This is a genomic window from Paracoccus sp. (in: a-proteobacteria), from assembly GCF_030538755.1.
In the GTDB taxonomy this organism is placed as follows: Bacteria; Pseudomonadota; Alphaproteobacteria; order Rhodobacterales; family Rhodobacteraceae; genus Paracoccus.
On sequence record NZ_JAUNTJ010000009.1, the window covers coordinates 61,947 to 74,917 of the forward strand.

At 64.0% G+C, this 12,971-nt stretch carries 12 protein-coding genes and 1 pseudogene; 9 read left to right on the forward strand and 4 right to left on the reverse strand.

All coding sequences use genetic code 11. The annotated features are described in order from the left end of the window. The first annotated feature begins 485 nt into the window (after nt 1–485). Together Q4G14_RS07500 and Q4G14_RS07505 are read left to right on the forward strand one after the other, a co-directional pair. Complete coding sequence (locus Q4G14_RS07500) at nt 486–689, forward strand: hypothetical protein (RefSeq protein WP_303361169.1); 204 nt, start codon at nt 486–488, stop codon at nt 687–689. Then, nucleotides 686–1,345: pseudogene (locus Q4G14_RS07505) on the forward strand (IS630 family transposase); the annotation flags it as partial. The gene Q4G14_RS07500 and the pseudogene Q4G14_RS07505, both read left to right, overlap by 4 nt. A gap of 37 nt (nt 1,346–1,382) precedes the next feature. Here the strand turns inward: Q4G14_RS07505 and Q4G14_RS07510 are convergent. From Q4G14_RS07510 to uxuA, 3 genes are read right to left on the reverse strand one after another with little or no spacing between them, the layout of a single operon-like run. Beyond that, complete coding sequence (locus Q4G14_RS07510; protein WP_303361118.1) at nt 1,383–2,288, reverse strand: sugar kinase; 906 nt, start codon at nt 2,286–2,288, stop codon at nt 1,383–1,385. Next, nucleotides 2,285–3,748, reverse strand: coding sequence for a mannitol dehydrogenase family protein (locus Q4G14_RS07515; RefSeq protein ID WP_303361119.1), 1,464 nt, complete (start codon nt 3,746–3,748; stop codon nt 2,285–2,287). The genes Q4G14_RS07510 and Q4G14_RS07515 overlap by 4 nt, the downstream gene beginning before the upstream one ends. After that, the gene (uxuA, locus tag Q4G14_RS07520; RefSeq protein WP_303361120.1) at nt 3,745–4,959 is read right to left on the reverse strand and encodes a mannonate dehydratase; all 1,215 of its coding nucleotides are present in this window, start codon (nt 4,957–4,959) and stop codon (nt 3,745–3,747) included. The genes Q4G14_RS07515 and uxuA overlap by 4 nt, the downstream gene beginning before the upstream one ends. Before the next feature lie 102 nt (nt 4,960–5,061). Between uxuA and Q4G14_RS07525 the strand changes: the two genes are divergently transcribed. The 7 genes from Q4G14_RS07525 (at nt 5,062) to Q4G14_RS07555 (ending at nt 11,600) form a co-directional block, all read left to right on the forward strand. After that, nucleotides 5,062–5,778 (forward strand): GntR family transcriptional regulator, encoded by a 717-nt coding sequence (locus tag Q4G14_RS07525; protein ID WP_303361121.1) that lies wholly within the window; start codon nt 5,062–5,064, stop codon nt 5,776–5,778. After that, a complete protein-coding gene (locus Q4G14_RS07530) occupies nt 5,775–6,959 on the forward strand; it encodes an AGE family epimerase/isomerase (protein WP_303361122.1) in 1,185 nt (394 codons plus the stop codon). Before Q4G14_RS07525 ends, Q4G14_RS07530 begins: the two co-directional genes overlap by 4 nt. Before the next feature lie 24 nt (nt 6,960–6,983). After that, entirely contained in the window at nt 6,984–7,958 is a 975-nt protein-coding gene (locus Q4G14_RS07535) for a C4-dicarboxylate TRAP transporter substrate-binding protein (RefSeq protein ID WP_303361123.1), read from the forward strand. A 70-nt stretch (nt 7,959–8,028) separates the two neighbouring features. Then, nucleotides 8,029–8,523 carry a TRAP transporter small permease gene (locus Q4G14_RS07540; protein WP_303361124.1) on the forward strand — a complete coding sequence of 165 codons (495 nt, stop codon included), beginning with the start codon at nt 8,029–8,031 and terminating at the stop codon, nt 8,521–8,523. Next, nucleotides 8,520–9,812: a TRAP transporter large permease gene (locus tag Q4G14_RS07545; RefSeq protein ID WP_303361125.1), complete on the forward strand. Its 1,293-nt coding sequence runs from the start codon at nt 8,520–8,522 to the stop codon at nt 9,810–9,812. The genes Q4G14_RS07540 and Q4G14_RS07545 overlap by 4 nt, the downstream gene beginning before the upstream one ends. Then, nucleotides 9,812–11,209: a glucuronate isomerase gene (gene uxaC / locus Q4G14_RS07550; RefSeq protein WP_303361166.1), complete on the forward strand. Its 1,398-nt coding sequence runs from the start codon at nt 9,812–9,814 to the stop codon at nt 11,207–11,209. Before Q4G14_RS07545 ends, uxaC begins: the two co-directional genes overlap by 1 nt. A gap of 205 nt (nt 11,210–11,414) precedes the next feature. Next, a complete protein-coding gene (locus Q4G14_RS07555) occupies nt 11,415–11,600 on the forward strand; it encodes a hypothetical protein (protein ID WP_303361126.1) in 186 nt (61 codons plus the stop codon). Between the two features lie 54 nt (nt 11,601–11,654). On the opposite strand, the gene Q4G14_RS07560 is transcribed toward Q4G14_RS07555, so the two are convergent. Continuing rightward, nucleotides 11,655–12,926, reverse strand: coding sequence for a folylpolyglutamate synthase/dihydrofolate synthase family protein (locus Q4G14_RS07560; protein WP_303361127.1), 1,272 nt, complete (start codon nt 12,924–12,926; stop codon nt 11,655–11,657). Between the last annotated feature and the right edge of the window lie 45 nt (nt 12,927–12,971).

The window sequence follows — 12,971 nt, forward strand, 5'->3', positions numbered from 1 at the left end:
CCTTGTTTGTCAGGCCGGCTGCGCGGTCCCCATGTTCCGGCCGCGCCCTATCCGAGCAGCAGCCAGCGCCCCGGCAGAAGGCGCGCCTGACATCAGCCCCCCGTGCGTGGCAGCGTGCGGGGGGCATTTTCTTGTGCCGGGTTGGGTGAAGGTCGTTGCGGCAGCGCGTAATTCAGTTTCCTGGCGCTGGGGCAGATGTGGTGTTGGCATGATGGTTTAATCAACGATCATGGGCAGGGGCACAGCTTTGGAAACCTCCACGCTGGATCATATGGTGATTGACGCGGTTCCGTTGGTGGCGGTCGGGAAACCAGCAGCCATGGGCACCAAGGCCTCGGTCGCCTGCCTGTTCCGATGAGGGCGGGATTGCCCAGAATGGCGACCGTGCCTGAATTGATCTCGGAGATCAGGACTTTACGGATGCAGGCGGCGAAGGCCGGACCGGCCTTCGCCCCTTTGATGCACCACGGGGCGATCAGCGCGTCATGGGGCAGACCCGCGATCAGCGTTTGCGTTCCCCATCTGCCGAACGCTGTATCCATCTTCAGGCGCGTGCCGCGTGGGGTACGGCCCGGCAGGCGGATCAGGTTGGTTATCATCGCCGTTTCATAAGGAAAAACAACGTATTCCGGGTTATTGGCGATGGCGGGCAGCCGGTGTTCGAACCAATCTGCGTGCTGCCGCCTTAACCGACGAATATCGCCTCGGTCGGCCCGCACGGTATCGGACGATCAGGTAGCCGAGATGATCGAGCGGAGGCTGAACACGACGCCGAAGGCGCCACCCATTGGTCGATCCGCTCGATGGTGGCGACGACGGGCCTGTCGCACAGCACGATCCGCCGGATCTGGACTGCCTTCAGCCTGCAACTGCATCGCAGCGAGACCTGCAAGCTGTCCACTGATCCGCAGTTCGTCGACAAGGTGCAGGATATTGTCGGCCTTTACATGGCCCCGCCTGACCGGGCCATCATGTTGTGCGTGGACGAACAATCTCGGATACAGGGGCGGTGATCGGCAAATGCGACAAGCGCCATCGGGCGACCGGGTTCCTGAAGCGGAGTGACGCAGCGGTGCCGCGAAGAAAGGGCGTGCATCTGGTGATGGCAACTACGCCACGCACAAGCCCCCGAAGATCAAGGCCTGTCTGGCACGCCGGTTCGCGGAACCGACCCGCAAGCAACTGCAACGGAGTCCACCGCTCCGCCGCCCTGGAGGCTGACATCATCGCCTTCATCGACGCGCACAACCAAAACCCCAAGCCCTGCCGATGGGACAAATCCGCCGACGAAATCCTCGCGTCGGTCAAACGCTTCTGCCCGAAACACAGCAGAACCTGTGTCGAGAACTACAGTTCCGTGGGAACAGGCGGCCCGTCAGAGGTTATCCACGCAATGGCACGAGGGCGCCGAACCGGGCGATGACCTGGCTTGCGACGGCATGGCCTTCCCGCAACGCGTCATCGCAGCCCTGTCCGGTCAGCCGACCCGCCAGATAGGCGCCGTTGAAACTGTCGCCCGCGCCGGTGGTATCGACGGGCTTCAGCATCTCTACCTCGACTTCTCGATAATCGTCCCCGGCAAGGTATCCCATCGTGCCTCCGCCGTTCTTGACGACGATCTCTTCTGCCCCGGCGGCCTGCCAGCGCGCGGCGCAGGCCAGAAGTGAGTCGTCACCGAACCAGTTGGCATCATCCTCGAAACTGGGCATCAGGATCCGCGCGCCTTTGGCGGCGGCGGTCAGCCAATGCCGCATCGCCTCGGGGTTTTCCCACAGATTCGGGCGCAGATTGGGGTCGAAGGCGGTCAGCTTGCCTTGTGCGCGGGCGTGAGCCAGACGCGAGAGCAACGCCTCGCGCCCAGCGTCCGGCAGAATGGCGAGCGTGATACCCGAGAGATAGATCCCATCCGCAGCGGCAAAGGCCGCGTCCAGATGGGCGTGGTCTTCGGCCAGCAGACGGGCGGCTGATTGGCCGCGCCAATAGGCGAAGCTGCGCTCTCCGTCCTGTAGCTCAATGGCATAGAGGCCTACAGAGCGGATGGGATCCCGCGTGATAAAGCTGGTGCCGATACGGGCTTTTGTCAGGAACTCCATCATCCGGGCCGAAAAGGGGTCCGCGCCCAAGCGGCTCAGATATTCGACCTGCCAGTCGGGTGGCAGGCAGGCGCGGGCATACCAGGCAGTGTTCAGCGTGTCGCCCGCATAGCCAAGACGCCAGAGGTCGTTCTCTCCGGCTCCGGCGCGAGAGAGTTCTACCATGGCTTCGCCGATGGAGAGGAAGCGACTCATGCCTGCACCTCTCTATGGATAGCTTCGGCCATGCCATGGGAAATCATGACGGACAGGATTTCGGCGGTCAGCCGGCGCCATTCTGTGGCGTCGCGCAGCGGTTCAGGCACGAATCCGGGCAAGCTCAGAAGGGCCTGGCTGATCGCCGCGCCCTCGGACGGGAGCGGAGACAGAGCGGCCCGGATTTCTGCTTCGCGCGGGTCGCGCAGCGCGTAGGGCTGGCCCTCATCGGTCTCGCCCATGGTGTAGCGCATCCAGGCGGCGGCGGCGAAGGCGAAGGGGCGGAGATCCTGCCCCTGTTCCAGTGCCACGAGGGCGGGCTGGAAGATGCGCTGCGGCAGTTTCTCGGTTCCGTCCATCGCGATCTGGAAGGTTTCATGCGCGATGGCGGGGTTGCGGAAGCGGTCCTGAAGGGCCTTGGCATAGGCGGTAAGATCAATGTCCGGCAAGGGGGGCAGGGTCTGTGCCGCCGCCATGTGGTGGCGCGCGACAAGTGTTTCCAGCTCGGGATTTGCCATGACGTCGCGCACATATTTGCAGCCCGAGAGGAAGCCTGCATAGGCCAGCATCGAATGGCTGCCATTCAGCATGGTCAGCTTCATCCGCTCATAGGGTGCCACGTCGGTGACGAACAGCGCCCCCGCCGCCTCCCAGGCGGGGCGGCCTGTAGGGAAGTGATCCTCGATCACCCATTGCAGGAAGGGCTCGGTTTCTACCGCAGCAAGGTCGGTGCAACCGGTCTGGTGCTGCGCTTCGGCCAGGGTTTCCGGCGTGGCGGCGGGGGTGATGCGGTCCACCATCGAGGAGGGGAAGGCGACATTGGCCGCGATCCACTCGGCCAAAGCGGGGTCGATCTGGCGGGCGAAGCCAGTAACGCCATTGCGCAAAAGCGTGCCGTTCTCGGGCAAGTTGTCGCAGCAGAGGACGGTGAAGGGGCTGGTGCCTGCTTCTCGCCGCAGTTGCAGGGCCCTGGTCAGCAGGCCCAAGACGCCCGAGGGATGCGCCGGGTCGGCCAGATCACCGGCGACGGCGGGGTGGTGGGGATCGGCGTCTTGGGTGCTGCGATCAATGCCATAGCCTTTTTCAGTGACTGTCAGGGTAACAATCCGCACCTTGGGGTCCACCATCGCGATCAGAGTGGCGGCAGGATCGGCGGCGATCACGTCCTGAATGGCGGCCACAACACGCGCCGAGGTGCCAGCGGCCCCCCGTTCGATCAGTGTATAAAGCCCATGTTGCGGGTTCATCGCTTGCGCCACGTCCTTCGAGCGCAAGCTGACTCCGGTGATCCGCCAGTCGCCGCCCTGCGCGGCCAGGGCGTCATCCGTCATCACCGCTTGATGTGCGCGGTGGAAGGCACCGATACCGAGATGCACGATACCCCGGCCATGCACCGCCGGATCATAGCCGGGCATCCGGGCCGGACCACTGATATCCGCCAATGACGCGAGGCGCCTCATCGCAGACCCTCCGCCGGATGGTTCAGGGTGGTCATGATGCCGCGCAGCTCGGCCAGTCCTTTCAGGCGACCGATGGTCGGGTAGCCGGGCTGCGCCTTGCGCCCCAGGTCGTCGATGATGTCCTGGCCGTGATCAGGGCGGAAGGGGATCGAGGCATCGTCCCGCCCCTCGGCCTTGCGCTTGCGCTCTTGTCGCAGGACGGCGGCGATCAGGGCGACCATGTCGGTCCCGCCGCCCAGATGCTCGGCCTCGTGGAAACTGCCCGTGATGTCGGTGCTTTCGCGCAGGACGTTGCGCAGATGCAGGAAATGCACCCGGTCGCCCAGCCGGTCCATCATCCCCGGCAGGTCATTGTCGGGCCGCGCGCCCAAGGAACCGGCGCAAAGGGTGACGCCATTGGCTTGCAGGTCCACGGCGTCCAGAACGGCACGGTAATCCGCCTCGACCGACATGACGCGGGGCAGACCCAAAAGAGAAAAGGGCGGGTCGTCCGGGTGGCAGCAGAGGCGCATGCCGATCTCATCTGCGATAGGGGCGACCTCGGACAGGAAGTCGATCAGATGCTGGCGCAGCTGCGCGGCCGGGATGCCCGCGTATTCTGCCAGATGCTGGCGCACATCATCCAGGCTGAAGCTTTCCGCTGCCCCCGGCAGGCCGAAGACCACGTTCCTGGCCAGACCAGCTTTGCGGGCATCATCCATCGCGGCGAAGCGTCGCGCGGCTTGTTCAACCACCTCGGCTGTAAAATCTTCGGCAGCGCCAGGGCGGGCCAGGATGTGTATGTCGAAGGCCGCGAAGTCGATCAGGTCGAATCGCATGCAGGTGCCGCCGGTGGGCAGACGCCATGCCAGATCAGTGCGGGTCCAGTCCAGCACCGGCATGAAATTGTAGCACAGAACCTCGATACCCGCTTCGCGCAAGTTGCGCATCGAGGCCTTCCAATTGGCCAGATGCTCGCGCCAATTGCCCTTCTGCTTCTTGATGTCCTCGGAAATTGGCAGGCTTTCGATAACTTCCCAGGCCAGATTGGACGAGCTGCCATCCTTCATGGTGCCGATTTCGGCCTGACGGCGGGCGATCTCTTCGGGGGTCCAGACCGCCCCGGTGGGGATGTGGTGCAGTGCCGAAACGACGCCCTCGACGCCCGCCTGTAGCATGTCATCGACTGAACACAGGTCTTTCGGCCCAAACCAACGCCAAGTCTGCCGCATCGTCCAATCTCCTCCTTAACCTCTTCCGATTTGATAACATCTATCAAAGATGTTGACTAGTATGGAAGTATGGCGGATAAATCTTTATCGCAGGAGGATGGGATGGACGCGAATCTGGCGAGGGCATCGCACTTGGCGCAGGGCGCGGCTGTTGGGCCGCAGTTGCACAGGTTGCTGCGTGACCGGATCATCCGGGGCGATATACCGCCGGGTTCCCGTATTTCCGAGACCGAGATTGCGGCGGCCTATTCCGTCTCTCGCCAGCCGGTGCGCGAGGCCTTCATCAAGCTGGCCGAGGAGATTCTGGTCGAGGTTCGCCCTCAGCGCGGCACCTTCGTCAGCCTGATCTCGGTCCCCGCCGTGATTACAGCCCGCTTCATCCGCGAGGCAGTGGAGGCGGATATTGTGCGCCGGGTTGCCGAGGTGGCGGATACGGCGGCGCTGCGGATACTGGATGCTCGGATGGGCGAACAGATTGCCCTGCCGGTGAATGCCCCGGGCGAAGACTTCATGCGATTGGACGAGGAGTTTCACCGTGCCTTGGCCGAACTGGCCGGGCAGGCCGCAGTGGCCGACCGGCTGGAGGAGATGAAGATCCACATGAACCGCGTGCGCCATATCAGTGCGCGCCAGTTCTCGCGTGAACGGCTGATCGCACAGCATGCCGAGGTGGTCGAGGCGATCCGCGCCCGCGACCCGCAGCGCGCCGAGGCCGGAATGCGCACCCATCTGCGTGAGATCCTGATGGACCTGCCGGGGATCGTCGCCAGTTGCCCCGACTTTTTCGAGGGCCGCGAGGGGCTGGAGGCGATACTGTGAGCCTGGTCCCTGACATGGAGGCGCGCAGCGCTGGAGACTGGGCAGGCTGGTTCTGGGCCACTTCGTTTCCGGATTGGCTAAAGCGCGTGACCGACCCCGAAGGCGGGCTGTTCGAGGCTCTGGATGCCGATGGCGCGCCGGTTCCTGCGGGGCAGACCGTTCTTGCGCAGGCGCGCGGCCTGTTCGCCCTGTCTTATCTGGCGCTGCTGTCAGGTGATCCCGCGCTGAAGGCTGCGGCGGGGCGGCAGGTCGTGGTGCTGGATCGCTTCCGCAAGGCGCCGGGCCTCTATCGCCGGATGGTGGCCCGGGATGGGCGGCCGCCAGACGATGTGGCCCGCAGCTATGACCAGACCTTCGTTATTCTGGGCCTCTCGACCTGGAACCGGCTGGCTCCCTCGCTGACCGTGCAGGCCGAGATTGATGCCTGCTGGACAGCTCTGAAGACAACGCTGACTGACCCCGCGACCGGGCTTTTGCTAGAGGATGACAGCGTTACCGATCCCGCAGCCCCCACCGCCCCGCCAAGGGCACAAAATCCACATATGCATCTTTATGAGGCCTGTCTCCATGCCTGCGAGATGTCTGGCGATCTGCGCTGGCACGGCCGGGCGGCGGAACTGAGGGCTCGGGCGCTGAAGCACTTTTTCGACCGGGACACCGGTAGCATTGCCGAGTTCCTGACCCCGGACCTGCGCCCCCTGTCCGGCCCTGACGGTCGGCGGCGCGAGCCTGGGCATCAATGCGAATGGGCGTGGCTGTTACGGCGTGAGGTTGAACTGGGTGGCGATCCGGCCCTGCTGGCGATCGCCGGGCAGTTGGAGGCCTTTGCGGATGCCCATGGCTTTGCCACGACGGGGCCGCTGACGGGGGCGGCCTATGATGCCGTTTCAGCGCAGGGGGTAATGGAGTCGTCGCATCTTCTCTGGCCCCAGACCGAGGCGATCAAGGCCTTTGCAATGCGTCATACCGCAGGTGAGCCTGGGGCCGCAGATCGCGCGAAAAGCCTGCTGACCCGGATGTTCGACCACTGGTTTGCCGGGCGTTCCGCCTTCGTGAACCGGCTGGACGCGCAGGGCCACACCCTGTGGCCCGAGGCGCTGACCCGCTTGCAATATCATCTCGTGCTCGCGCTGACGGAGGGCGCGCGCGCGGGGCTTTGGCCGGGGATTCCCCGGCACTGACATCACCCTGAGGAGGAGAATGGGATGAAACTCAAGACATTTGGACTGGCTGCGATCCTGCTCGCGTCCACAGCGGCGGCAGCACTGGCGGAAATCCGGTTCGCGCTGTCAACTGCACAAAACGCGACCGACCCGCTGGCCATCGCCATGGAAGAAGCCGCCACCCGGATTGAAGCCCGCAGCAATGGAGAGATCCAGGTGAAGGTCTATCCGTCCTCGCAACTGGGTTCCGACAATGATGTGCTGGAGCAGATCCGCAATGGTGCTGCTATTGCGGTGCTGGTCGATGCGGGGCGCCTCGCGCCGTTCCAGAAGGAGTTGGGTATTCTGTCCGCTCCTTATCTGGTGGACGAATGGACGCAATACGCGGCCATCACCTCGTCCGAGCCCTACAAGGCCTGGGTCGAGGAACTGGCCGCATCTTCGGGCCTGCGCCTGCTGAACTACAACTGGTTCCAGGGAACCCGTCAGATGTTCACCAAAACCGCCGTTACCAAGCCCGAAGATCTGGTGGGCGTGCGCGTCCGCACCATCGACGCGGCCGGCTGGCTGGCCACCGTGAATGCCATGGGTGCGAGTGCCGTGCCAATGCCGTGGTCCGAGGTCTATTCGGCCTTGCAACTGACCGCCATCGACGGGGCCGAGGCACAGCTGACCGGGGCTTATGGCATCAAGTTGCATGAGGTGACCGGCAACCTGGCATTCACCAATCATGTGCAACTGGTGACCGGCCTGACCACCTCGGAAACCTGGTTCCAGACGCTGACGCTGGAACAGCAGGCGATCATCACCGAAGAGTTGCAGAAGGCGGGCGATTCCGCCTCGGCCGCGACGGTGGCGAAGAGCGAAGAGGTTCTGGCCGAGATGAAGGCTGCGGGCATGGTCGTGAACGAGGTCAACCCCGAGGATTTCAAGGTCCTGACCGCTGGCGTCTATGCCGAACTGGGGCTGGAAGAGGCCCGGGCCGCGTTGCGTCCCTTCATTGACGCGGCCAAGTAAGACTGGACGAAGCACTGTCAGGCGTGACGATCCTGTCACGCCTGCTCCCTCGCAGAGGGGTTGGGAGGAAATGATGCTGAAACTGTTCGACAGGCTCGAAGAGCTTGTGGCGGTGTTCCTGCTTGCGGGAACCGTGGTTGCCGTTCTGGTAGGGGCCATTGGCCGCTCTATGGGCCATCCCGTGCCCTCCGGCCCGGAAATCGCGCAGTTGTTGCTGATCTGGACCTGCATGATCGGCGCCGATCTGGTGATGAAACGCGGCGAGCATATCCGTATTTCGGCCCTGCCCGACGCGCTGACCCCAAGCGGGCGGCGCCTGCTGCACCTGATCTGTGTGACCTGCATTCTGGCCTTCCTGACCTATTGCGGCTGGCTGGGCTGGAACCTCGCCATGTCGAACTGGGCGCGCGAAATGGGGGCCTCGGGCCTGTCTTATGGCTGGGTGACGCTGGCCTTCCCGGTCGGCTGTGCGCTGATGATCGTGTCGATGATCCGGCGGATCGTCGGCCATGGCCTGCTTTTCTCCATCGAACCCGAACATCGTGACGGAGAGCAACTGCTGTGATCTCTTTCCTGCTTCTTGTCGCTGCGCTGAGCCTGATGGTCATCGGCATGCCGGTCTCTTTCGCCATCGGCGTGGCGAGCCTGGGCTATTTCCTGCTGCCCACTACCTTCATGCCGGATACGACTGCCGTGCAGCGGATCATCGCGGCCAGCCAGTCCTTCCCGTTGTTGGCCGTGCCGCTGTTCATTCTGGTGGGCCATCTGATGAACGGATCGGGTATCACGCCAAGGATGATGATTCTCGCATCTACCTGTGCGGGGTGGATGCGCGGCGGGCTGGCGCAGATCAGCCTGCTGCTGTCGGCGCTGATGGGCGGCATCTCAGGCTCTGCCGTGGCCGATGCCGCGATGCAGTCGCGCATTCTGGGCGGGCCGATGATCAAGGAGGGCTACTCCAAGGGCTTCACGGCCGCCTTGCTGTCTGTCGGTGGCCTGATTACCGCGACCATCCCGCCCAGCCTGGGGCTGATCCTTTATGGCTTTCTGGGAGAGGTCTCCATCGGCCGCCTGTTCATCGCGGGCATCGTTCCGGGCGTGCTGCTGACCATCGCCCTGATGATCGCTACCGCCTGGATCGCCGAGTCGCGCGATTACAAGCCGGTAGACGATCGCAGGCCCACCTTCCGCGAGGTAATGTCGGCAGTAAAGAGCAGCTTCTGGGCGATCCTCTTCCCGGTCTGGCTGATCGTCGGCATCCGGTTTGGTATTTTCACTCCGTCCGAGGCGGGCGCTTTCGCCGTGGCCTATGCGCTGGTGGTGGGCGTGGTGATCTACCGCGAGCTTACGCTGAACAAGATCATCGACGCTTTGCTCTTATCCGTCCGCGACATCGGGATGATCATGTTTATCATCCTGCTTTCCGGCGCCTTCGGCTATGTTATCACCTTCGAGCGCGTGCCGCAGACCCTGGCCGAGGTGACAATGGGTCTCTTCTCTTCGCAGACCGCGCTTCTCTTCACGATTGCGGTCTTCCTGCTGTTCTTCGGGATGCTGGTCGAGGCGACGGTGATTGTCATGCTGCTGACGCCGATTCTGGTGCCGGTGATTACTGCGGCGGGGATTGACCCGGTGCATTTCGGGCCGATCATGATGACGCTGGTCACCTTTGGCGGGATGACCCCGCCGGTGGGTGTGTCGATGTTCACCGTCTGCGGTATCCTGAAATGCTCTTACAAAGACTATACGCTGGAGATGATCCCGCTGGCCGTGGCGGTGCTGGTTGTGGTCGTCATCATGATCCTGTTTCCGCAGATCGTGATGTTCCTGCCTGACATAATGATGGGGGGCTGATCGTGCTTCTGCATCCCGACCGGCTGCTGCCGCCCGACCCTGCCACGCGCGCTCTGGCGCGGGAACTGTTTGCAACGGTGGAGAAAGCCCCCATCGTCTCACCTCACGGGCATACGGACCCGCGCTGGTGGGGCGAGAACCCGGCCTTTGCGAACGCCGCCGAGCTGTTCGTCATTCCTGACCACTATGTCGTGCGTATGCTGGTCAGCCAAGGCATCCCCTACGAGGCCCTGGGCATCGGTCCCGGCGCTGAACCCGCCCCCCGCGCGATTTGGCGCACCTTCGCAGCCCATTACCACCTGTTCCGGGGAACCCCGTCCCGGCTGTGGGTTGACCATGCGCTGAGCGAGGTTTTCGGGTTGGAAGACCGTCTGTCCCCCGCCAATGCCGATGCGCATTTCGACGCCATCGGGGAATTGCTGACCCGGCCCGATTACCGGCCCCGGGCGCTGTACGACCGCTTTGGGATCGAGGTCATCGCCACAACGGACTCGGCGCTGGATGACCTGAAATGGCATCGGATGGCCCGGGAAAGCGGCTGGAAAGGCCGCGTCGTGCCAACCTACCGCCCCGATGCAGTGATCGACCCGGAGGGTGAGGGCTTTTCCGCCGCTCTGGACCGGCTGGGAGAGATCACGGACTGCGATACCGCCCGCTGGCAGGGCTATCTCGACGCCCATCGCGCCCGCCGTGCTTTCTTTATTGCCGAGGGCGCGACGGCAACCGACCACGGCCACCCCACCGCCCAGACAGCGAACCTTTCCGCCGCCGAAGCTGCCGCACTGTTCGACCGGGTTCGCCTCGGCAAGGCCAGCCCCGCCGAGGCAGAGTTGTTCCGCGCCCAGATGCTGACCGAGATGGCCCGCATGTCCGTTGACGACGGTCTGGTGATGCAGCTGCATCCCGGATCGTTCCGCAACCACAGCCCCGACGTCTTTGCCAAATATGGCCGCGACCGGGGCTTCGACCTGCCCATCCCGATCAGTTTCACCGCTGCGTTGAAGCCTCTGCTGGACGCCGTGGGCCTCGACCCCGCCTTCCGTATGATCCTGTTCACGCTGGACGAAACCACCTATGCCCGCGAACTCGCGCCCCTCGCGGGCGCGTACCCTTCGCTACGCCTTGGCCCGCCTTGGTGGTTCCACGACAGTTACCAAGGCATCCGCCGTTTCCGCGAGATGGCGACCGAGACGGCGGGTTTCCTGAACACTGTGGGGTTCAATGACGACACCCGCGCATTGTGCTCTATCCCCGCCCGCCACGATGTCAGCCGCCGCGTGGACAGCGGCTTTCTGGCTGAACTGGTGGTGACCCATCGGCTGGACGAGGACGAGGCCTTCGGGCTTGCCCCGCTTTTGGCCGGCGGACTGGCGCGCGAGGGGTATCGGCTGGGCTGATCTTCCACGTCAATCGGACGGCCCAGCAGCCAGATCAAATCAACCCGGTTTGATCTGGCAAATGGTCTGTTCCAGTTCGTCGGAGATTTTGGGTCTTTCAGGACGTCTGCATCTCGCCCCGGCACAACAGCCTCTCTGGAATGAACAAGTGCAAATTTGAAAGAGACGGTCCCGCGCGCGGCCGTGCAACGGCGTATCAACGGAGGTGCTGAAGGGCCAGGATGGCAAATTGCCGGTGGCGGTGCCGCGCGATCATGACAGCAGCTTTGAACTGGAATTTGTCAAGAAGGGCCAGATCCGGCTCGACAGGATGGATGATAAGATTATTGGACTTTGCCGGCCATTGCCGGGAAGTCCGAACGCGTTGCCTTCATGGGTGAAGCCGCCGTGAAGACCAACCTCACCCGCCTGCGGGGGCGTGCCTCACACGGCGCGGGACGCAATCTTAACCGTTTTCTTGCAGCACGCGCCCCGCGAGATACAGCGATCCGCAGATCAGGATACGGGCGCGCGGTTCTGTCTGGGTGATCGCCCGGATGGCGTTAAGCACCGAATCTGCTTCGGTTGCAGCGATTCCGGCCTGTTGTGCTGCTGCGGCTGTTTCCGAGGCGGTCAAGGTATTCGGTTCGCCGGGGATCGGAACGGCTGTCAGGCTGTCGGCATGGGCGACCAGCGGCTGCATATAGCCGGTGACATCCTTGGTGTTCAGCATGCCGCAGATCAGATGCGTAGGCCGGTGGGGCAGGGCGGCGAGGGTTGCGGCGACGGCAGAGCCGCCTGCGGGATTGTGCCCGCCGTCCAGCCACAGTTCGGCATCCGGTCCTGCGGCGTCGATCAGGGGGCCGTGGCGCAGGCGCTGCATCCGGGCGGGCCAATCGGCGCGGGTAACGGCGGCGTGGCACATGTCCTGATCGGCACCCAGTTCGCGCAGGGCGGCAAGGGCAGCGCCAGCGTTTTCGATCTGATGCGGGCCGGGAAGGTTGGGCAGGGGCAGATCCAGCAGCCCGTTTTCGTCGCGGTAGATCAGCGCATCGCCTTCACGCGCTGCGGACCAGTGCTGGCCCGAGGCGATCAGCGGGGCGAACAGGCGTTCGGCGCGGGCCTGAATGACGGTCAGTGCTTCGTCTTGCTGCGGGCCGGTGATGCAGGGGGTCCGGCGCTTGATGATCCCGGCCTTTTCACCTGCAATTTCAGGCAGGGTTTCGCCCAGATATTGCGTATGGTCGATGCTGATCGGGGTGATGATGGTCAGGCGTGGGGTGTCGATGACATTCGTCGCATCCAGCCGCCCGCCCAGCCCGACTTCGAGCAGTGTGTAATCCGCCGGGGTTCGGGAAAAGGTCAGAAATGCCGCCGCCGTGGTGATTTCAAAGAAGGTGATCGGCGCGCCCGCGTTGGCGGCCTCGCATTCCTCAAGTGCGGCGGACAGGGCGTCTTCGGCGATCAGATCGCCCGCCAGGCGGATGCGTTCGTGAAACCGGGCCAGATGCGGCGAGGTATAGGCGTGGACGCGCTTGCCCCCGGCCTCTAGCCCGGCGCGGATCATTGCTTGCGTGCTGCCCTTGCCGTTGGTGCCGGCGATGTGGATGACGGGCGGGATGCGGCGTTCGGGGTTGCCGAGCGCGGCCAGCAGGCGGTGCATCCGGTCCAGCGACAGGTCGATGATCTTGGGGTGCAGGCCCATCAGCCGGTCAAGGATGGCGTCGCTGTTTTGCATTGGCACACACCGGGGGCGCTTCGCCCCCGGACCCCCAGAGGATAT